The following is a 20,654-nucleotide window of genomic DNA, read 5'->3' as shown; positions in this document are numbered from 1 at the left end:
GACATCTTTCATAAACGAAAGGATTTTTTTTCGTAATCTCGAATTACTTAGTCTGTGATAAAGGAGGAATATGTATGGCTTTTGTTCGCTCGTCTAAACTCTATTTCTTGTTGTCTGTCATCATACTCGTTTGTCTCTCTTCCTTCGATCATCCAGAATCTCCACGCTTCTCACCTAGGATTATTACAGCGGATACCTTACACGTTCGAACAGGACCAGGTTTAGCTTTTTCAATTGCAGCAACACTTAAACAGCATGATGAGGTGAACGTTATAGATCAACAAGGAGATTGGATTTTTGTTCAATTTCAAGACCTTAAAGGCTGGATTTCTAAACCACATACAGCATTGTTAAATTTTAATAACCTCTCTCCACAGCAACAGATTCAGCTAAAATCGACACCTGCTATCAAAAATCTACCTACAGACGATTTAAAAGGGAAAACCATTATTTTAGACCCAGGACATGGTGGAAAAGACAAGGGGGCAATAGGTACACAAGGTACATATGAAAAGGATTTAACACTTCGAACTGCTCGTTTTGTACAAGAAGAGCTTCAAAACAATGGTGCCATCGTAAAATTAACAAGAACAGACGATTCCTATGTAAAGCTGTCCAATCGTATCTTGGCTTCAAACAGCGCTGATTTGTATATCAGCATTCATTATAACAGTGTCGCTGATTCCAGCTTAACGGGACTCATCACGTACTTTTATCATGACAACCAAGACTCGCTTCTAGCTGGTTCTGTTCATGCTTCACTTGTCAATCAAAGTGATTTAAAAGATAAAGGAGTGCGCTTTGGAGACTACTACGTGCTGCGTGAAAATAAACGTCCAAGCATTTTATTAGAGCTAGGTTTTTTAAGTAATAAGCGTGAAGAAACCTACATTAATTCCGTTGAGTATCAGCGAAGAGTCTCTCATCAAGTAGCCGTAGGAATTCAGCAATACTTCAAACAATAATAGAAAAAGCGCCTGTTTGCACGTGATGCAACAGACGCTTTTTTAATCACTTATTTATCTTTGCTTTCAATAATTAACGTAACAGGCCCATCATTGGTAAAGCTAACGTCCATCATTGCTCCAAACGAACCGGTTTGAACACGAACTCCCTTTTTCTCTAGCTGCTCGTTAAAATACTTATACAGCGCAAGCGCTTTGTCTGGCTTTGCCGCTCCCATAAAATTTGGGCGTCTTCCTTTTCGACAATCACCATATAGCGTAAACTGCGAAACAGATAGAATTTCTCCCTCAATATCAAGCAATGAGTGATTCATTTTCCCTGCTTCATCTTCAAACACTCGTAGGTTGACTATCTTATCTGCAAGGTAATCCGCATCTTTCACTTCATCTTCATGCGTAACCCCTACTAAGAGCATAAAGCCTTTGCTAATTTCACCAACAACTTCACCTTCAACGGTAACCTTTGCTTCTTTTGCACGCTGTACTACAACTTTCATTCTTCACGTACCTTTCTTAATGCATAATACGACGAACCGAATAGATATCACGAATTTGCTTGATACGTTCAACAACCTTATGAAGATGACTAATGTTATGAATAGAGATTGACATATTAATGGTTGCCATTTTATTTCGATCAGATCGTCCAGATACAGCTGAAATATTGGTTTTTGTTTCATTTACAGCTTGCAGCACTTCGTTTAACAAGCCGCGACGGTCATATCCAGATATCTCAATCTCGACATTAAATTCTTTACCTTCTTTAATATGCGTTTCCCACTCAACTGGAATTAAACGATTTTCCGAATCCTCCGTATGGACATTCAAGCAGTCTGCGCGGTGAACAGATACTCCACGCCCCTTTGTAATAAATCCTACAATTTCATCACCAGGAACTGGATTACAACATTTTGATAAACGAATAAGCATATTTTCAACACCCGGTACAATAACACCAGAGTCTTTGCGCTTATGCTGACGTACACGCTTTGCTGCTGTATCTCGAGCAAGATCATCTACCTGCACTTCCTGCTCCTGATCACGCTGTTTTCGCCATTTCTCTGTTAAACGATTGGCAACCTGAGCAGCAGTTAAACCATTATATCCAATTGCTGCATACATATCATCTTCATTTGAAAAGTTAAACTTTTCGGCTACTCGTTTAATATTATCGGTTGTTAATACTTCTTTCACATCAAATTCCATTTGACGAATTTCTTTTTCAACAAGCTCTTTGCCTTTTTCAATATTTTCATCTCGGCTTTGTTTCTTAAAGAACTGACGTATCTTATTTTTCGCCTGAGATGTTTGAGCAAGCTTCAACCAATCTTTACTTGGTCCATAAGAATGCTTGGATGTTAGAATTTCAATGATATCTCCCGTTTTTAACCGGTAATCAAGCGTAACCATCTTTCCGTTGACTTTCGCACCAATTGTTTTATTTCCAATTTCTGAGTGGATGCGATATGCAAAATCAATTGGAACGGAGCCGGATGGTAATTCAATCACATCGCCTTTCGGCGTAAAAATGTAGACCATGTCCGAAAATAAGTCAATTTTTAATGATTCCATGAACTCTTCTGCATCATTAGCGTCATTTTGAAACTCTAAAATTTCCCTGAACCAAGTTAGCTTCTCTTCAAAAGATGCATGTTCCGTTGACTTTCCTTCTTTATACGCCCAATGTGCAGCAATTCCGTACTCTGCAATTTGATGCATATCAAAAGTACGAATTTGAACTTCCAATGGATCTCCTTTTGGCCCAATAACGGTTGTATGAAGAGACTGGTACATGTTTTGCTTTGGCATTGCAATATAATCTTTAAAACGACCAGGCATTGGCTTCCAACAGGTGTGGATAATACCAAGTACCGCATAGCAATCTTTAATGCTGTCTACAATAATACGCACTGCAAGCAAATCATAAATTTCATTAAACTGTTTATTTTGAAGAGCCATTTTACGATAGATTGAATAAATGTGCTTTGGTCTACCCGAAATTTCGACTTTAATCGATACATCATCAACGTTCTCGCGGACTTCATCAATAACTTCTTCTAAATACTGCTCGCGCTCTGCTCGCTTTTTCTTCATCAAGTTTACAATTCGATAATATTGCTGAGGGTTTAAATAGCGGAGCGCTGTGTCTTCAAGCTCCCACTTAATTTTTGAAATCCCTAAACGATGAGCAAGCGGTGCAAAGATCTCCAACGTTTCGTTTGAAATGCGGCGCTGTTTCTCTTGTGGTAAGTGCTTCAATGTACGCATGTTATGCAAACGGTCCGCTAATTTAATCAAAATAACACGAATATCCTGTGCCATTGCAACAAACATTTTGCGATGGTTTTCTGCTTGCTGCTCTTCTTTTGATTTATATTTAATTTTCCCAAGTTTTGTAACACCGTCTACTAGCATTGAAACTTCTGAATTGAAAGCTTTCTCTAAATCTTTTAGCGTTATCTCTGTATCTTCAACGACATCGTGTAAGAATCCAGCTGCAATTGTAGCTGGATCCATGTCAAGATCAACTAAAATCCCTGCAACCTGTATAGGATGAATGATATACGGTTCTCCTGATTTACGATATTGCTCTTTATGTGCTTCTTTTGCAAAATCATATGCTGCTTGAACAAACGCAACATCCTCTTCATCCAAATACCGTCTCGAATTATCAATGACCTGTTCTGCTGTTAGGACTTGCTCATTTGCCATGAAATCACCTTTATCAACTAGCATTTTTATTAATTCATATTGTAACTATTATCATGAAAATTAATAGAGATGTAAAGCCTTTGGTAATAATTTATCAAATAAAGTCACATTTCAATCTTTTGCTTTCTTTGTATTAAACAAAAAAGCGCCTAATTCATTTAGGCACTTCTCTGTTTCATTATACATCCATTCATTAATACGTCATTAATGTAAATACGTCATATCCTTCTAGCTTTTCGCGTCCATCTAAATATGACAATTCAATAAGGAACGCAATCCCAGCAACTACTCCACCTAGTTCTTCAACCAGTTTAATTGTTGCTTCAATTGTTCCACCTGTCGCTAATAAGTCGTCTGTAATTAATACACGTTGCCCTGGCTTAATTGCATCTTTATGGATTGTTAATACGTCTTTTCCATATTCTAAGCCATAATCAACTTTAATTACCTCACGAGGTAATTTACCTTCTTTACGAACCGGTGCAAAGCCTACACCTAACGCGTATGCAACCGGACAGCCAACGATAAATCCACGTGCTTCAGGTCCAACGATGATATCAATCTCTTTATCTTTTGCATACTTCATGATTTCATCTGTCGCTGCACGATACGCTTCACCATTATCCATTAATGTTGAGATATCTTTAAACTTAATACCTGGTTTTGGCCAGTCAGGTACAATTGTAATATAATCTTTAAAATTCATTCTAATGTTGCCTCCTCATTCATCCGCACTTGCAAGAAGCTTCTCAAACTCACTTTTTAACTGTGCATATGAACTATAAATAAAGTTTTTGTCCATTTCAATTTGTTGCTGTTTATTACGATAAGTCACAGACTCTATTAAATCACGTTTAGAACTATTTTTCACTAGCGAAATTAGACCATTGTTTATTGTAACAAATTCTAGTTCAAAAAACACCTGGCAGATAAAATCAATTGTATCTTTTGTCCAGCCTTTGTGAATGGCAATTTCTTCTTTATAACGGTTTAAGTCAAACGGACTTCTTTTCGCTAGCAGTCCATAAAACCACTTAAAATGCTCCCGCGTTGGAATCGTATCAAAGTAACTATCACTTTCTGTTACGAACATCGCGTAAACTCGAGCCGGCTGTCCTTCAGCAAACAAGAGGTTTAGCCTCTGTGTTGAATCTGGTAAATCTAAAAGAACCATTTGTTTATCAGCTGACTTATATAGACTAGCCTGTTCATCTGTCGAAATCTCAACGACTTGATCCATTGGCAAAATCGCTGCATGCTTTTGAACGGTCTTTGGATTAAAAGTTACAATGTCCATTTCTTTCGTAAAAATCTCTTGAAAAAACCGTTTCATATCAAATGAATTTCGGTAATCAAATAACTGCCATTCGCTGACCGCTACATCTTCAATCATAAGCTGTGGCTTTCGCATATTATTCCATTCATTAATAGAAAGCTCACCGACTAACGATACTTTAGCTAATGGAGAAACCTCATCTAACACATGTCCTAATCCAAATCCTACAGCGTCAATAGAGAATCCATTATCTTCTACAACAAGCTTTAAATGGTTTTTGTCACTCCCAATTTTACGCATTGATGTTGGCGTAACGTGCTCAACAAGAACTTTTGGCTTAGGGTTATGCATACCAAATGGCGCGAGTGTTTGAAGTTCTTCAATACTAGAGATTGTAACATCTTCAATTTTGCATATTGTATCAATCGAAGTAATGGGAATGAAGTCTTGTTCGGTTAGCACTTCTTGCGCTTGTTCATTTAAGCGTTGACGCAATAGCTCAACATTTTTTGCTTCAAGCGTCATCCCTGCAGCCATTGGATGGCCTCCGAAATGTGGTAAAATATCACGACTCTTTGATAAGTTTGCAAATAAATCAAATCCAGGGATACTTCTTGCTGACCCTTTTGCTAAGCCCGTTTCGTGATCAAGACTTAACACAATGGTTGGACGATAGAATTTTTCTACCAAGCGAGAAGCTACAATTCCAACAACCCCTGCGTTCCAGCCTTCACCTTCAATAATTAAGACTGGATTCTCACTAGGCGGGTATAGACCTTCCACAGTATTGATTGCTTCTTGTGTAATTTCATTAACAATCTGTTGACGTTCTTTATTTAAATTATCAATTTCTTTTGCTAACTCAATTGCTTCTTCATAATGATCAGACATCAGTAAATCGACTGCTGGGTCTGCATCTTGAAGACGACCTACAGCATTAATTCTTGGAGCAAGAGCAAATCCAATCGTGTCTTCCGTAATGTCTTCTTTCTTCACGCTGCATACTTTTAGTAGTGCTTCAATTCCAGGTCGGGTCGAACTCTTTAAATAGCGTAAGCCTTTTTTTGCTATTAGTCGATTTTCTCCAACTAGCGGTACCAAATCAGCAATTGTACCAATGACAGCTAGTTCTAATAAATGCTCAGGAGCTTCACCGAGCAAAGCGTGTGCTAATTTAAATGCCACCCCAACTCCAGCTAGCTCTTTAAATGGATAAACTCCACCAGGAAGCTTAGGGTGTATAATTGCATAGGCTTCTGGAAGTTCAGGGCCTGGTTCGTGGTGGTCAGTAATGATTAGATCAAATCCCAGCTCAGCTGCTAGCTTTGCCTCTTTTACTGCTGAAATTCCAGTATCTACTGTGATGACTAAACCATACCCTTCATCACTAATTTGTCTAAATGCCTGTTCATTTGGGCCGTAGCCTTCTGTAAAACGATTGGGTATATAAAAATCAACTTGTGCTCCGAGTTGACCTAAAGCAGATAGCATAACGGACGTACTGCTTACACCATCAGCATCATAGTCCCCATATATCATAATACGTTCATTGTTTTCAATTGCTTGACGAATACGTGCAACCGTTTCTTCCATACCTTCTAAAAGAAATGGATCATGAAAAGATTCATCCTCAATATGTAAAAACTGTGAGGCTTCTTCTACCGTTTGAATTCCTCGATTAATAAGCAGTGAAGCAACGAGAGGTGTAATATTGAGTTTCTTTGCAAATTCATCAACAAGTGGATTATCTATATGTTTTACATTCCAACGCTTCTTTGACTGTAGCATATCTCATCTCACCCCTTAACCCACATAATTATACTAAAGGCAGTCCAAAGGGGCAATGAGTGAGCTTAATCTTAACTTTCTGAATATGGATTAATATGAACAAATACACCTTGAATATTCGGTTCTTCCAGTAGCTGCTCTTTGACTACTTTTCCAATCTGATGACCTTCTTCTACCGTAATAAACGGATCGACTGAAATGCGCAAATCAACAATAGCATAGTAACCATGCTCCCTTGCATGAAGGGTATCAATTCGTTCAACACCTTCAACACCTAACACTATTTCTTTTAAATGTGCAGTATCTTCCTCATGAAGAACATGATCCAACGTATTGTGAAAAGCTTCTGCCCCTAGTGTCCAAGCTGTTTTTAAAACAAGTACAGAAACAATTAATCCTGCTAGGGGGTCCGCATATACTAACCACTCTATTCCAATTTTATCACCAATAAGAGAAGACCCAATACCTACAAGCGCTGCAAAGGAAGAGAAGACGTCCACACGATGATCATGTGCGTTGATCATAACAGCGTCACTTTTTATTTTCTTTCCAATACGATATGTGTATCGATACAATCCTTCTTTAATGATGATAGCCGTAACTAGAGCATAAATAGCAAAAATTTTAGGTGGCTCTATTGGATTAAAGAATGCTTGGAAAGATGAAGTTAAAATTTCAATCCCTACAATGGCTAAAAGAACGGCTACGATAATAGCAGCGATTGATTCAGCTTTTCCGTGTCCATAAGGGTGGTCTTCATCAGGTGGCTGCTTTGCAATTTTCACACCAATAAAAACCACAAGTGAGCCGGCAACATCTGAAACGGAATTTGCTGCATCCGCTATGAGTGCTCGACTGTTTGCCATGACGCCTACAACTGATTTCATGATGGCCAAGACAATATTACCAACCATTCCTACCACTGCTGCAGTTTGCGCTTCTTTAAATCGCTTTTCATTGTCCACTTTTCCACACCCTTTCTAGAAAGCAGTATTCATTAGCGTTCCCAAAATTCTCTTTTGCTACTAAGCTTATGATATGAATTGAAAGAGAAGACACAGAAAAAGTGCACGGGTTATTCCGTGCACTTTTTCATTAATTTATTCCGTTTCGTTTTCAACAACTTTCTTACGTTCTAGCTGTTTTCCTTTCCACACAAGCCACAGCTGAGCGGCAATGAAAATCGATGAGTACGTACCTGCAATTAATCCTATTAGTAAAGCGATAGAGAAGTTTAAAATTGAGTCACTTCCAAATAGTAATAACGCTACTACAGCAAGGGTAACCGTAATAATCGTATTTAAAGATCGAGTTAGCGTCTCACGCAAACTTAAGTTCACGATAAACTTTAAATCTTCAAACGTTTTTGATTTAAACTTCTTCATGTTCTCTCGAATGCGGTCAAACGTTACAATCGTATCATTTATTGAGTAACCAACGATTGTTAAAATTGCGGCTATAAATGTCAAATCAACTTCAAGACGAGTCAAGCTAAAGAACGCAATGATGAAAAAGGCATCATGTAGTAAAGCTACAATAGCTGCTAATCCCATGTACAGCTCAAATCGGAACCCTACATAAATAATAATTCCAATGGAAGCAATTAATACAGCAATCATTGCATTTCGTGCTAGCTCTTTTCCGACAGTCGGAGAAACCGTACTTACGTTAGGTTCTGAGCCATACTTTTCGCCGAAGTAATCCTTTAAATCAGCAATTTCTTTTTGTGAAAGTACACCTACAAAGCTGGCAACTCCCGTCTTTTTATCATCACCTGTGATAATCACATCGTCTGAGTCTAATCCAATTGAAGACATGTCCTTTTCTACCTGCTCTTGAGTTAAAGCTTTATCACTTGCCACTTCTACTCGGGTTCCACTTGCAAAATCAATTCCTAGGTTCAGCTTGAATACTAGAACAGCAACAATTCCTGCAATTACAAGTGCGCTAGAGAAAGCGAAGAAGCGCTTGCGGTTTTTAACAAAGTCAAAACGGTCCCAAGCAGTTGGTAAAACCGTTTGCCCATCGTCTTTGCTTAAATCATGAATTTCAGATTTTTTCACACCAAACAAATGAGGCTTTTTATTTAACCAGCGGCTGTTAATAAGAAGTGCCAATAGCAATCTTGTTCCATACACAGCCGTCACAAAGCTTAGTACAATTCCAATCATTAACGTTGTCGCAAATCCTTGAACAGAACTTGTTCCATAGATAAACAGCACCACAGCAGCTAACATTGTTGTTAAGTTTGCATCAAAAATTGTTGCAATGGAACGGCGATTCCCCGCTTTAAAAGCAGACATAACGGAACGACCTGTTCTTAATTCATCTTTAATTCGCTCGTATGTAATGATATTAGCATCCACTGCCATACCTACTCCAAGAATAAGTGCAGCAATACCTGGAAGCGTAAGCACAACGTGCATAAGGTCAAACACTAAAAGGTTTAAATACAAATAAAAACTCAGCGTAATAACTGCAATAATACCTGGTAAGCGATAGAATGCAATCATAAAAATAAAGATTGCAGCAATTCCAATCGCTCCTGCAAAAACAGTCATATCAAGAGCTTTTTCACCAAACTGAGCACCGACAGACGTTGAATAAATCTCATCTAATTTAACTGGCAAAGAGCCTGCATTTAATAGCTCTGATAGTTCTGTAGCACTTTTAACTGTAAAGTTGCCACCTGTAATCGATACTTCTTTTTGAGAGAAAACTTGATTCACAGTTGCAGCGGATAAAAACTTAGGATCTTGCTTAGCTGCTTCTGCCTTATAAGAATCTTTTCCTTCCTCAAAGTCTAACCAAATAACCAATAAGTTGTTCGGTGCCATATCTAGCACTTTTTTTGTTACTTCTTTAAACTTATCAGCATCTTTTAGCTTTAACGAAACACTCGGCTGATTGTTTTCATCAAACGACTGCTTGGCACCATTTTGAGCAAGATCAGAACCATCCATCAATATATTGTCATTTACATCACGGAAGGTTAAATTTGCTTCAGTTGATAATAACTCACGAGCTTGTGACTGATCGGTAACACCAGCAAGCTGTACGCGAATGCGATTATCTCCTTCAATTTGAATACTAGGCTCGCTTACACCGAGCACATTCACACGCTGATTCAACGCTTCAACTGTGCTTTTAAGTGCACTGTTGTCGATGACATCGCCCTTCTTAGCAGGTTTTACATCATATAAAATCTCAAACCCACCTTGAAGATCGAGGCCAAGCTTAATATCTTTCGCAATACCTGTAACCGTTGTTCCGATTGTACCAAATATTAAAAGTACTAAGAGGAAAAAGGTAACGATACGTCCTCTTTTAACCATCGATAAGAAATCCTCCTTCTTATGTAAAACACATGAGCTAATCGCTGTAAAATACCAACTTAATTATCTTCGATAACTAGGGGGTCTGTCAAATGACGAACCATAAAATTTGCATTACTTTAATAATTCTTTCCAATCCTCATTGTCACTAACTGTTTCGAACATATTGGATTTATAAGATTCAATTGTTACATAGCTCATTACATCAGTAATCTTAACAGTCAACACGTCACTGACAACCTGATGCAACGAAAATTCTTGACGCTTTTTCCACTTCTTTTGGTTCAAATACGCCCACAGCTCCACTTCCGTTACGTCTTCGTAACCAATTAAATGAAATTCTTCTAACTTACTCTCAATTACCGGTTGAATGATAGCTTTTTGCTCATCTGATATTATCGAGTTCATATTCACGGCTCCTTTTTTCACACGCATGCAAAATATATAAGCAAGCTCTCTGTTATTTCTTTGATTCCTTGTCATGCTTGGACACATCCCCTGCATATATTGGATTACGTCAATTATAATTTGTCCAAGAAGGCAGTGAGGATCTATGTCTAAATTTTTGCAAGGTACTATTATTTTAATTATAGCTGGATTGATTACAAGAGTTCTGGGATTTATTAACCGCGTTGTTATTGCAAGAATGATCGGAAACGAAGGTGTCGGTCTTTACATGATGGCTGTTCCAACTCTTGTACTCGTTATTACGTTAACTCAGTTAGGATTACCTGTTGCTATTTCAAAGCTTGTTGCTGAAGCACAAGCGCTTGGTGACAAACGCAAAATCAAAAAAATTCTGGTTGTTTCTTTAAGCATTACGTGTACGTTGAGTTTTATATTTACGTTCAGTTTAATAGTATTCGCTCCTATTATTGCAAAAACCTTTTTTACAGATGAGCGTACCTTATATCCACTATTAGCGATTATTCCTGTCATTCCAATTATCGCTATTTCATCGGTTATCCGCGGCTATTTTCAAGGCCTTCAACAAATGAAACCCGCTGCTTATTCGCAGGTCATTGAACAAGTCGTTCGTATCACTTTAATCGCTGTATGCACAAAGGCGTTCTTACCTTATGGAATTGAATACGCCGCTGCTGGCGCTATGCTCTCTTCTGTATTTGGAGAATTAGCATCTTTATTTTATATGTTCTATATGTTTAAGCGAAAAAAGAAGTTAACCGTCCGGCGTAACTTTTTTCAATCCCTGCGTGATGGCAAAGATACCTTTTATGATTTAATGCGCATTGCTGTTCCCACTACAGGAAGTCGTATGATTGGCTCAGTTTCTTGGTTTTTAGAGCCAATTGTTGTAGCCAAAAGCTTGGCAATTGCCGGCGTAGCAACCACCATCGCCACTCAACAGTACGGCGAACTAACAGGCTTTGCACTTCCATTATTAATGTTACCGTCCTTTATTACCGTTTCTCTTTCAACAGCACTAGTCCCAGCTATCAGTGAATCTTATGCAAAGAATCAGATGAAACAAATTCAGTATAGACTTCATCAAGCATTGCGCCTTTCCTTTATAACAGGTGGACTTGCCGTTGTTGTATTATACGTATTTGCCAACCCTGTAATGGAATTGATGTATGGATCAGATAAAGCAGCTATTTTTGTTAAAGTAATGGCACCATTTTTTATTTTTTCTTACTTTCAAGGACCCCTACAGGCCGCCTTACAAGCTTTAGACCTAGCCAAAGCTGCAATGATTAACAGCTTCATTGGTGCAGCTGTGAAGACTGCACTGATTTTCTTGTTAGCTTCTCAACCTACTCTTGGTATTATGGGTGCCGGACTTTCTATTGTAGTTGGCACTATGCTCGTTACTCTTCTTCATTTATCAACTGTTATGAAACAAATTATGTATAAACTACAAATCATGGATTATGTAAAAAGCTTTATCGTCATGTTAGCTGCTGGATGGGTTGGACAGTATGCCTTTACACACTTATTCTCCAACCTTCCACTTGTACTACAAACGTTGGTCTCCATAGCAGTTACGAGCCTTTTATACGTTATTCTTTTATTGCTATTCAAGCTTGTTACGAAAGAAGAACTTCACCGTTTTTCAATTTTACGGCTATTTAAAAAGAAATAAAGAAGATGAGCAACTACGCTCATCTTCTTTATTTCGGTTCATCTACTTTATCCACAAAAAAGGTTCCATTATTGTAGGTGCAATATGAAATATTCTTTATTTCTTCATAACCTAGCTTTTTTAACTCTTGGCGAAGCCATAGCTTTGTACGGTTATCCAGTGCCAAATGCTCTTCTTGAACTACACCATCAATAATGTAAGGTAAATTTAGGCTTTCTTTTCCAGAAGAAGCAGTGTTATTCTTTTTTTCAAAAACGGATAGCTTGCCAGAAGGTTCTAAAATAGCAAATTCAACGTCAGCAATATCCTTCACATTTTTATCGCGAAGCTGCATGAGTAAATCATTAAAGTTATAGCGTTGCTTTTGCATTTCCCTTTCACGAATTTCGCCATTTTGAATAATCACCGTCGGCTGACCGTCTAAGAAATTGCGCATGCGATTACTTTTAAGTGACCAAAGCGCTAACCCAATCTGAATTACCAGTAAAGTAACCATCGGCACTAAGCTATGATGCAATGGATCATTTGTATTCTCAATTGCCATCACCGCTAGCTCTGCTAGCATGATAAATACGACAAGGTCTAAAATACTGAGCTCACCGATTTCACGCTTCCCCATTAGCCTAAAGATGACTAATACGATAAGATACAACAAAATAGTACGAAATACCATTGTTACGATCTCCATATAAAAACCTCCGTACTTTGACATTCCTGACTAGTTTTCGTTTAAACAAAGGAAAATAGACGAACTTTTTTGCGTCTATTTCTTCCATTTTGTGAATATGCTCGTACTAAGGGTGGAGTTTGACATATAAGGGGGTTTTCGTAATGGAAGCAAAAAGAATGAGCAGCGCTGTCTTTTTTGGCGTAATGATTATCTTTATTATTGGTTTTATCATCAGCCTTTTGTTAGCACTTTTGTTAAAGTTTTCGTCTGTTACTGAGCAGGCTTTGCAACTGTGGATTGCTATTTTGTCCTTTTTGGCAGTCTTTATTGGCGGGTTTATGTCAGGTGGAAAAAGTGGCTCAAAGGGTTGGATGATTGGTGGAGCAACGGGTCTTATCTACTCTGTTCTTATGCTTATGCTACAGTTTCTTGGATATAACGAGCTCTTTTCGGCTCAGCAGCTCCTATTCCACGGTGGCTTTTTACTAGTAGCTATGCTTGGTGGTGTGATTGGAGTCAACTTATCAGGTTCTAAAACAGCATAAAAAAGCTCCTACAGCAATGTAGGAGCTTTTTCTATATTATGCTTCGCTACGGATTTCACGAATCGCAGCACGGTCAAATACCATCTTAGAACCGTCTGTTGTTTTCACAATAACTGTTCCCTCATCAATTGCCTCAACTAAAGCGTGCATTCCACCGATTGTGATGACTTTATCACCTTTCTTCAGCTCAGACTGCATTTGCTGTACAGCTTTTTGACGCTTTTGCTGCGGACGAATTAATAAGAAATAAAAGATGGCGAACATTAAAAGTAATGGCCATATTGCTTGGAAAATTTCCACAAAATCTCCTCCTTTAATCAATTTATCAACAGGTACTTATTCATATTCAAATGAAAAACTCCTGTAATGACCTAGAAATTTTTTGCATTTGGTCCGTTAAATCCATATTTATCAAAGAATTCATCACGGAAATCGCCTAAGCGATCTTCGCGAATAGCTTCACGGACTTGCTCCATTAAGTTTAGCAGAAAATATAAGTTATGGTAAGATGTTAATCGAATTCCAAACGTTTCATTAGAACGAATTAAGTGACGAATATACGCTCTTGAATAATTTTTACACGTATAGCAATCACAGTTTGGATCGATTGGGCCAAAGTCTTCTGCATATTTGGCATTTTTTACAACTAAACGCCCTTCGCTCGTCATTAATGTACCATTACGTGCAATACGTGTTGGTAACACACAGTCAAACATATCAATTCCTCGGATAGCACCATCGATTAATGAATCTGGTGAACCCACTCCCATTAGATAACGAGGTTTGTCTGCTGGCAGATAAGGCGTTGTAAATTCAAGCACGCGATTCATAACGTCTTTTGGCTCTCCAACAGATAGCCCACCTACAGCATAACCCGGGAAGTCCATAGAAACCAAGTCAGAAGCACTTTGACGGCGTAAGTCTTCAAATTCTCCACCCTGCACAATACCAAATAATCCTTGGTCTTGCGGACGACTATGAGCTTTTAAGCAGCGTTCAGCCCAGCGGCTTGTACGCTCCACTGAACGTTTTAAGTAATCATATTCAGCAGGATACGGTGGACACTCATCAAATGCCATCATGATATCTGAACCAAGTGCATTTTGAATTTCCATTGCTCCTTCAGGTGATAAGAATAGCTTGTCACCATTTAAGTGATTGCGGAAATGCACGCCTTCTTCTTCAATACGTCGAAGATCGCTTAGACTAAATACTTGGAAACCACCTGAATCTGTTAAAATAGGACGATCCCAGTTCATAAACTTATGAAGTCCACCAGCTTTTTTCACAATTTCATGACCTGGACGTAGCCAAAGGTGATACGTGTTGCTTAAAATAATTCCTGCTCCCATTGCTTTTAAGTCTTCAGGAGACATTGTTTTTACTGTAGCAAGCGTACCGACTGGCATAAAAATCGGCGTTTCAAAAGATCCGTGCGGGGTATGCACAATACCAAGGCGTGCTCCGGTTTGCTTACATGTTTTAATATGTTCATAACGAATAGCTGTCATTAGTGTATTCCTTTCATGTTAAATTACAAGATTAGCATGGCATCGCCAAAACTAAAGAATCGATACTTTTCTTTTACCGCTGTTTCATATGCGCCGATGATATGCTCACGTCCAGCTAACGCGCTAACAAGCATAATAAGGGTTGACTTCGGCAAATGGAAATTTGTAATCATACCATCAATCGCTTTAAATTCGTATCCAGGGAAAATAAAGATGCTCGTCCAGCCCGATGAAGCTTTAAACACACCATCGTGTTCAGTTGCAATTGTTTCAAGCGTACGTGTAGACGTGGTCCCAACAGAAATAATTCGCCCACCTTGTTTACGTACTGAATTCAGCAATGAAGCTGTTTCTTCACTCACTTGATAGTATTCCGCATGCATATCATGCTCTTCTAAATCATCTACGCTGACGGGTCTGAATGTTCCTAGGCCAACGTGCAGTGTTAAAAAGGCAATATGCACACCTTTCGCTTTAATTTCTTCCAGCATTTCTTCCGTGAAATGAAGTCCTGCTGTTGGTGCTGCAGCTGAACCTTGTTCACGTGCGAACACAGTTTGATAGCGTTCACGGTCATCAAGGCGTTCTTTGATATAAGGCGGCAGCGGCATCTCACCAAGCTGTTCCAATACTTCATAGAAGATTCCGTCATACTGGAATTCAAGCAGTCTTCCCCCCTGATTACTTACACCTTTACAAACGGCTGTTAAGCGGCCATCCCCAAACGAGATAATAGTTCCTTCTTTAACGCGCTTTGCAGGCTTTACAAGCGTTTCCCACATGTCACCTTCTGTTTGTTTTAAAAGCAGAACTTCAATATTAGCTCCCGTATCTTCTTTTGTTCCAAATAAACGGGCTGGTAACACACGCGTATCGTTCAATACAAGACAATCACCTTCTTGTAAATAATCAAGAAGGTCATGAAACATATGATGACGTACTTCACCTGTTTCTTTGTTTACTACCATAAGTCTTGATGCATCACGCTTTTCAAGCGGCGTTTGTGCAATCAATTCCTCTGGTAAATGGAAATCAAACAAATCTACTTTCATTTCATTCACCTGTTCCTACTAAAATAATTATTTAAATCGACCAATAAAAAAGAAAATAAGCGACAATAAAACGCTAATAATAATCGAAGTCACGATTGGAAAATAAAAGGTTGTATTTCCTTTTTTAATTAAAATATCACCAGGAAGTTTGCCGATAAATTGTAGCAAAAAACCGACCAATAGTAAAATACCGCCCATAATCATTATTAATTTAGGGAGCTCGTTCACTTCTCTGGCACCTCCATTTGAAAATGATCATACACAAGCGACGTTACGATTCGTCCTCTAGGCGTTCTTTGTAAGAAGCCAATTTGAAGTAAGTATGGTTCATATACATCTTCAATTGTGTGTGATTCTTCGCCAATGGTAGCAGAAATTGTATCTAATCCAACTGGACCTCCACGAAATTTTTCAATAATCCCTCTTAATAATTTATGGTCAATATGATCCAACCCTAAACGGTCAACTTGCAGCATCTCTAAAGCTTCTGTAGCAAGTTGAACGGTAATTTCACCATCACCTTTTACCTGTGCAAAATCACGAACGCGTCTTAAAAGACGATTAGCAATCCTTGGGGTCCCACGAGCCCTCCTGGCAATTTCATGCGTAGCTTGCGTATCAATGCCTACATTTAAGATGGAAGCTGTACGCTCTACGATAGATGCTAAGTCTTCTTCTTGGTAATATTCCAAGCGGCTTAAAACCCCAAACCGATCTCGCAGTGGTGATGAAAGCAAACCAGCTCTCGTTGTCGCTCCCACAAGCGTAAAGGGAGGCAAATCTAACCGTACGGAGCGAGCACTCGGGCCTTTCCCAATCACAATATCTAGACAAAAATCCTCCATTGCAGGATAAAGGACCTCTTCAACCGATCGATTAAGACGATGAATTTCATCAATAAATAACACATCGCCTGGCTCTAAGCTTGTTAGTACAGCAGCTAAATCTCCAGGACGTTCAATGGCTGGACCTGAAGTTGTGCGAATTTGCACGCCCATCTCATTGGCAATAATGGTCGCCAACGTTGTTTTTCCTAAGCCAGGAGGCCCATATAGCAGTACATGATCCAACGTTTCACTTCGCATTTTAGCGGCTTTAATAAAGATATCTAAGTGACTCTTTACTTTATGCTGACCAATATACTGTTGTAGAAATTGAGGTCTAAGACTTTGCTCTAACACTTCTTCTTCGCTAAGTGCATCGCCTGTCACAATACGATCGTCCATCATATTCCTCCTTCATTCGTTACTTAAGCAAACGCTTCAATGCTTCCTTAATATATTGATCCGTCGTCATCGACTGCTGCATTAAGGCTGGAACTACCTTGTTAATCTCTCGCTCTGCATATCCAAGGACTTTTAGTGCCTCAATAGCCTCGTCTAAAGCTTCTGAGCTTTGTGATTTAACTTCTTGTTCGTCCATATCAGCAAATAGTGATGGCACTGCATCCGGTACGATGTCATGAAGCTTTCCTTTCAAGTCCAAAATCATTTGACGAGCTGTTTTTTTTCCTACTCCCGGAAACTTCACTAAAAACTTTTCATTTTCCTCTTCAATAGCCTGCACCACTTGAGAAGGGTTACCTGATGCTAGAATCGCCAACGCACCTTTTGGTCCAATACCTGACACGCTAATTAATTTCATAAATAGTTCTTTTTGTTCACGAGAATTAAAGCCGTACAGTGCTAAGATATCCTCTCGCACATATTGATACGTATAAATAATTTTCTCTTCATTATCAACAGAAAATACATAAGGATTTGGTGTAAATACCTGATAGCCCATTCCTTGATTTTCTATGACAACGTACTCTGGATTAATATATGTAATCACACCTCTGATATAATCAATCAACTAACTCTCTCCCTCTCACATGAACGAAGGCAGTCTACCCTCCTTGTTATCATCAAGTAGAGAACACTGCCCAGTTCATTCATCTATCTTCCAACTAAGAAGCCATGATAGTTTTAATTCCATAATTTCTGTTCATACTCTGTCGAACGTATAGCGCTGACTATTATTTTAACACAACCCTAAAAGTGAATAGAAGGAATTTGACGTAGAAATAAAAAGAAATCTGCTTTCAAGTTCTTACTGCTAGTTAGAACATAACAAAAAGCGGCTACTTGATAGAAGTAGGCCGCGAATTAAGCTCGTACATTTTATAAAAATTCATCAAGGATACATAGTCATCTTTCGTTTGAACACGAATCCCGTCTTTTAGCCGCTCTTCTTGATAACTCTCTAATTTTTCTACATCAATCTGAAAGAAAGATTGAATAATATTTGTAGAATTTACAGGTTTCCCTTCAAACGTAGATAATACTCCATTAACTGATAAGCCAACGTAGCCATTTTCTTTAAGCATTGGAGAAATATCGTCAACCGCCTTTCTCAGTACCACCTCTTCGTTTGATGCTTTAATTACTCTCCACGTAGAATAAGCATTTACTACTTCTTCTTTTGTCATGTACGGGGAATTTACGACCTCTTGACTAATAACTCCATCTACATACGTACGCTCCAAGAAAATAGTCATCGGGCGCTTAGCTTCCACTACTCCAGCTAAGCTTACTAAAAAGCTGCTGATGGTACATACAATGATTATTTGATGAATGGTTCGTTTCATCCATCATCACCTCACACATGTAATTTGTCACTTCATAAAGATGACTGAAAGAAGAATTTCTATTTATATCTTTTCCTTTCTTTCTTTTTTTATCCATTTCCTTAAATACACAAAGAGAAGCTATGATAAAACTAAATAAGCCATTCTCAAAGGAAAGTCAGGGCTCTTCTACAAGATTTAGCTTTTCAACTCGGTTTGCAAGCAAAAAAATATCCGAACGATGGTGAGTTAGCTCCCGGTCGTTCGGATATCTCGTTAGCTGGAATACTGAGTCCCAGTTCTTTTTTACTTAGCGGTTTTTACGATTAACATTCTCATCAATGGATTCATACAAACTGTTGATGTTTGTACGAATAATTCCATTATCTACACCGTTACGAATGTCATTATCAACATTACGTACGCTATTGAACATTCCGTTATCTACTTCAACTTGAAGGTCATACTTTTTCGCTAAAGGCTTTACTTCTTTTTGTACAGCCTTTTTAAGCTCTTCTTCGTTTACATTGCTGTTAGATGGATCGACAGCTACTAACATGCGGTTATCATCAACTACTGCTCTACAGTCTTTCACGCCGTTTACACCAGCTGCTTTGTCTGCTACTTTCTCAGTTAAATCTGCTGGATAAGCATTTGTATTTGTTTGCGTGAGGTTATTTCTACCATTGAGATGACCGTGATAATTCATGTCACTGTCACCGATGTTAGCATTGCTATAAAAACCATTTTTATTTGTAGATGGATTTTGATACGAATTAGTTGGGCTATCGTAACGCCCATCCGTTACGTTTAACGGAGCCGTTCGTCTATTGTTGTTTTCGTCGTCACCATCTAACATATCAGTTACAGGACCTTTTCCTTGATCAAGACGATGCTCATTTTCGTTTTCACTTGTATAGTAACCAACAGGTTCAGTATTGTCGTTATAACGCTGTTCCATGCCCTGATCACTTGTACAAGCCGTTAAACCAAACATACAACCTGCTGCTAATGATGAAATAATATACTTGTTCAATCGAAACTCCCCCTTTAAATGAGCCACCTTATAGCGGACTCATCATTAGGGTCTTAAAGTTGAGCATAATTTATGCTGTCAGTTAGCGGTAAACTCTTTAGATATTAGGGAATATACGCAATATCTCCCTATTTGTTAACTCAGCTTTTATAATCTGCTTTTCAGTCCATTTTTTTAGCTGAATAAGCTCTCTATATGAGGAGGGTATGTTTGTTAAACACGTGTACCAAGGCAACAAAATCATAGCTGGAAAGCACAGGGCAGCAATAACATAAGGCGAATCGAAAAGATGTGTCATTCCTCTTTCCTTTAGTAACTTTTCAATTGAAAAGTTTTCCTGTAATAAAAAACGCTGAGCTAATTGAATATAATCTGTAAAAAGTGTAGATTGAGCTGCACAATCAAAATCGATTAAATAATACTCGTTGTTAATTCCCCTTAAAAAATTATGAGAAGCCGTATCCCCATGGATGATTGTTTGCGTATGCTTTTGCTCTTCGCTTTCGTACTTGTGCATAGCAATTAAGCTGTTTTGGCATAAATCTTCAATAACTTTATACGTTCTTTTTCCAATGATGGACTCAATAAGTTTTTTGTGATGAATAAAACGAGCAAGTCGCTTTTGCCAAACATGAGTAAGTTCATACGTTGGAAATATGTCTTTTACATCATACCACGCAAGTGATGCGGCTTTATGATAAGCATGTAGTAGCTCAATAACTCCCTTTCGATGATTTGATTGTTCATACGAAGCTAATGACTTTGTTTGGAGGTAAGGCATAATTCCCCAAACACCTTCTCTCGCTTTAATTACAAGCTCTCCATTTGGAAATGGTTCAAAATTAACGGCAGCGTTAAATCCGTACTCGTTAAGTGCTTGAATAAATTGAAACGTACGATTGATTGTGCCTTCATAACGATACTTCTTTATTATTTTCATCCCTTGATTCGTGTGTAGATAAAAGACATGTGGCTTTTTTATATAGTATTGCTTCACGTGAACTCCTTTTTCTACTAAATAAAAAAAGAGGCGATGTATAGAGTCATCGCCT

Annotated in this window: 20 protein-coding genes; 3 read left to right on the top strand and 17 right to left on the bottom strand. The window is 38.4% G+C overall.

The window, feature by feature from the left end; translation table 11 throughout:
* The first annotated feature begins 74 nt into the window (after positions 1 to 74).
* Positions 75 to 965: an N-acetylmuramoyl-L-alanine amidase gene (locus V2145_RS01610; RefSeq protein WP_131888327.1), complete on the top strand. Its 891-nt coding sequence runs from the start codon at positions 75 to 77 to the stop codon at positions 963 to 965.
* A 50-nt stretch (positions 966 to 1,015) separates the two neighbouring features.
* On the opposite strand, the gene dtd is transcribed toward V2145_RS01610, so the two are convergent.
* The 7 genes from dtd to V2145_RS01575 form a co-directional block, all read right to left on the bottom strand.
* Positions 1,016 to 1,462: a D-aminoacyl-tRNA deacylase gene (gene dtd / locus V2145_RS01605; protein WP_094910897.1), complete on the bottom strand. Its 447-nt coding sequence runs from the start codon at positions 1,460 to 1,462 to the stop codon at positions 1,016 to 1,018.
* 16 nt (positions 1,463 to 1,478) lie between these two features.
* Positions 1,479 to 3,677, bottom strand: coding sequence for a RelA/SpoT family protein (locus V2145_RS01600; protein ID WP_025911733.1), 2,199 nt, complete (start codon positions 3,675 to 3,677; stop codon positions 1,479 to 1,481).
* 193 nt (positions 3,678 to 3,870) lie between these two features.
* Positions 3,871 to 4,383, bottom strand: coding sequence for an adenine phosphoribosyltransferase (locus tag V2145_RS01595; RefSeq protein ID WP_025911735.1), 513 nt, complete (start codon positions 4,381 to 4,383; stop codon positions 3,871 to 3,873).
* A 15-nt stretch (positions 4,384 to 4,398) separates the two neighbouring features.
* Positions 4,399 to 6,741: a single-stranded-DNA-specific exonuclease RecJ gene (gene recJ, locus V2145_RS01590; protein ID WP_131888329.1), complete on the bottom strand. Its 2,343-nt coding sequence runs from the start codon at positions 6,739 to 6,741 to the stop codon at positions 4,399 to 4,401.
* A 71-nt stretch (positions 6,742 to 6,812) separates the two neighbouring features.
* Positions 6,813 to 7,706, bottom strand: coding sequence for a cation diffusion facilitator family transporter (locus V2145_RS01585; protein ID WP_131888330.1), 894 nt, complete (start codon positions 7,704 to 7,706; stop codon positions 6,813 to 6,815).
* Positions 7,707 to 7,841: 135 nt separating this feature from the next.
* Positions 7,842 to 10,076, bottom strand: coding sequence for a protein translocase subunit SecDF (secDF, locus tag V2145_RS01580; protein WP_094910900.1), 2,235 nt, complete (start codon positions 10,074 to 10,076; stop codon positions 7,842 to 7,844).
* 114 nt (positions 10,077 to 10,190) lie between these two features.
* A complete protein-coding gene (locus tag V2145_RS01575; RefSeq protein ID WP_131888331.1) occupies positions 10,191 to 10,484 on the bottom strand; it encodes a post-transcriptional regulator in 294 nt (97 codons plus the stop codon).
* A 145-nt stretch (positions 10,485 to 10,629) separates the two neighbouring features.
* Here V2145_RS01575 and spoVB point away from each other — a divergent pair, with 145 nt between their 5' ends.
* Positions 10,630 to 12,180 (top strand): stage V sporulation protein B, encoded by a 1,551-nt coding sequence (gene spoVB, locus V2145_RS01570; RefSeq protein WP_330987268.1) that lies wholly within the window; start codon positions 10,630 to 10,632, stop codon positions 12,178 to 12,180.
* Between the two features lie 28 nt (positions 12,181 to 12,208).
* Here the strand turns inward: spoVB and V2145_RS01565 are convergent, their stop codons facing one another.
* Positions 12,209 to 12,868 carry a DUF421 domain-containing protein gene (locus tag V2145_RS01565; RefSeq protein ID WP_094910903.1) on the bottom strand — a complete coding sequence of 220 codons (660 nt, stop codon included), beginning with the start codon at positions 12,866 to 12,868 and terminating at the stop codon, positions 12,209 to 12,211.
* A 143-nt stretch (positions 12,869 to 13,011) separates the two neighbouring features.
* Here V2145_RS01565 and V2145_RS01560 point away from each other — a divergent pair, with 143 nt between their 5' ends.
* On the top strand, positions 13,012 to 13,395 hold the full coding sequence (locus V2145_RS01560) for a TIGR04086 family membrane protein (protein ID WP_311856563.1): 384 nt from the start codon (positions 13,012 to 13,014) through the stop codon (positions 13,393 to 13,395).
* A 36-nt stretch (positions 13,396 to 13,431) separates the two neighbouring features.
* Here the strand turns inward: V2145_RS01560 and yajC are convergent, their stop codons facing one another.
* The 9 genes from yajC to V2145_RS01515 form a co-directional block, all read right to left on the bottom strand.
* Positions 13,432 to 13,695, bottom strand: a complete 264-nt coding sequence (gene yajC / locus V2145_RS01555; protein WP_025908505.1) for a preprotein translocase subunit YajC — start codon at positions 13,693 to 13,695, stop codon at positions 13,432 to 13,434.
* A 71-nt stretch (positions 13,696 to 13,766) separates the two neighbouring features.
* The gene (gene tgt, locus V2145_RS01550; RefSeq protein WP_094911747.1) at positions 13,767 to 14,906 is read right to left on the bottom strand and encodes a tRNA guanosine(34) transglycosylase Tgt; all 1,140 of its coding nucleotides are present in this window, start codon (positions 14,904 to 14,906) and stop codon (positions 13,767 to 13,769) included.
* Between the two features lie 23 nt (positions 14,907 to 14,929).
* Positions 14,930 to 15,958, bottom strand: a complete 1,029-nt coding sequence (queA, locus tag V2145_RS01545; protein ID WP_094911748.1) for a tRNA preQ1(34) S-adenosylmethionine ribosyltransferase-isomerase QueA — start codon at positions 15,956 to 15,958, stop codon at positions 14,930 to 14,932.
* A 27-nt stretch (positions 15,959 to 15,985) separates the two neighbouring features.
* On the bottom strand, positions 15,986 to 16,186 hold the full coding sequence (locus V2145_RS01540; protein ID WP_094911749.1) for a DUF2905 domain-containing protein: 201 nt from the start codon (positions 16,184 to 16,186) through the stop codon (positions 15,986 to 15,988).
* Entirely contained in the window at positions 16,183 to 17,184 is a 1,002-nt protein-coding gene (gene ruvB, locus V2145_RS01535) for a Holliday junction branch migration DNA helicase RuvB (RefSeq protein ID WP_094911750.1), read from the bottom strand. The genes V2145_RS01540 and ruvB overlap by 4 nt, the downstream gene beginning before the upstream one ends.
* 19 nt (positions 17,185 to 17,203) lie before the next feature.
* Positions 17,204 to 17,812: a Holliday junction branch migration protein RuvA gene (gene ruvA, locus V2145_RS01530; RefSeq protein WP_094911752.1), complete on the bottom strand. Its 609-nt coding sequence runs from the start codon at positions 17,810 to 17,812 to the stop codon at positions 17,204 to 17,206.
* Positions 17,813 to 18,080: 268 nt separating this feature from the next.
* Entirely contained in the window at positions 18,081 to 18,587 is a 507-nt protein-coding gene (locus V2145_RS01525) for a BofC C-terminal domain-containing protein (protein WP_094911754.1), read from the bottom strand.
* A gap of 289 nt (positions 18,588 to 18,876) precedes the next feature.
* Positions 18,877 to 19,602 (bottom strand): YhcN/YlaJ family sporulation lipoprotein, encoded by a 726-nt coding sequence (locus V2145_RS01520; RefSeq protein ID WP_247600448.1) that lies wholly within the window; start codon positions 19,600 to 19,602, stop codon positions 18,877 to 18,879.
* Positions 19,603 to 19,699: 97 nt separating this feature from the next.
* On the bottom strand, positions 19,700 to 20,599 hold the full coding sequence (locus V2145_RS01515) for a phosphotransferase (protein ID WP_311856557.1): 900 nt from the start codon (positions 20,597 to 20,599) through the stop codon (positions 19,700 to 19,702).
* Positions 20,600 to 20,654: the final 55 nt, after the last annotated feature.

Origin of the sequence: Priestia sp. GS2, assembly GCF_036409025.1 — a bacterium.
Lineage (GTDB): Bacteria > Bacillota > Bacilli > Bacillales > Bacillaceae_H > Priestia > Priestia aryabhattai_A.
The sequence above is the reverse complement of the archived record's forward strand: the minus strand, read 5'-3'. Positions and strand labels throughout refer to the sequence as shown.

What these genes read in the sequence shown, in the direction of transcription:
- V2145_RS01610 (WP_131888327.1), top strand. Translation starts at nt 75, where the DNA reads ATGGCTTTTGTTCGCTCGTCTAAACTCTATTTCTTGTTGTCTGTCATC.
- dtd (WP_094910897.1), bottom strand. Translation starts at nt 1,462, where the DNA reads ATGAAAGTTGTAGTACAGCGTGCAAAAGAAGCAAAGGTTACCGTTGAA.
- V2145_RS01600 (WP_025911733.1), bottom strand. Translation starts at nt 3,677, where the DNA reads ATGGCAAATGAGCAAGTCCTAACAGCAGAACAGGTCATTGATAATTCG.
- V2145_RS01595 (WP_025911735.1), bottom strand. Translation starts at nt 4,383, where the DNA reads ATGAATTTTAAAGATTATATTACAATTGTACCTGACTGGCCAAAACCA.
- recJ (WP_131888329.1), bottom strand. Translation starts at nt 6,741, where the DNA reads ATGCTACAGTCAAAGAAGCGTTGGAATGTAAAACATATAGATAATCCA.
- secDF (WP_094910900.1), bottom strand. Translation starts at nt 10,076, where the DNA reads ATGGTTAAAAGAGGACGTATCGTTACCTTTTTCCTCTTAGTACTTTTA.
- V2145_RS01575 (WP_131888331.1), bottom strand. Translation starts at nt 10,484, where the DNA reads ATGAACTCGATAATATCAGATGAGCAAAAAGCTATCATTCAACCGGTA.
- spoVB (WP_330987268.1), top strand. Translation starts at nt 10,630, where the DNA reads ATGTCTAAATTTTTGCAAGGTACTATTATTTTAATTATAGCTGGATTG.
- V2145_RS01565 (WP_094910903.1), bottom strand. Translation starts at nt 12,868, where the DNA reads ATGGAGATCGTAACAATGGTATTTCGTACTATTTTGTTGTATCTTATC.
- V2145_RS01560 (WP_311856563.1), top strand. Translation starts at nt 13,012, where the DNA reads ATGGAAGCAAAAAGAATGAGCAGCGCTGTCTTTTTTGGCGTAATGATT.
- tgt (WP_094911747.1), bottom strand. Translation starts at nt 14,906, where the DNA reads ATGACAGCTATTCGTTATGAACATATTAAAACATGTAAGCAAACCGGA.
- queA (WP_094911748.1), bottom strand. Translation starts at nt 15,958, where the DNA reads ATGAAAGTAGATTTGTTTGATTTCCATTTACCAGAGGAATTGATTGCA.
- ruvB (WP_094911750.1), bottom strand. Translation starts at nt 17,184, where the DNA reads ATGGACGATCGTATTGTGACAGGCGATGCACTTAGCGAAGAAGAAGTG.
- V2145_RS01525 (WP_094911754.1), bottom strand. Translation starts at nt 18,587, where the DNA reads ATGAAACGAACCATTCATCAAATAATCATTGTATGTACCATCAGCAGC.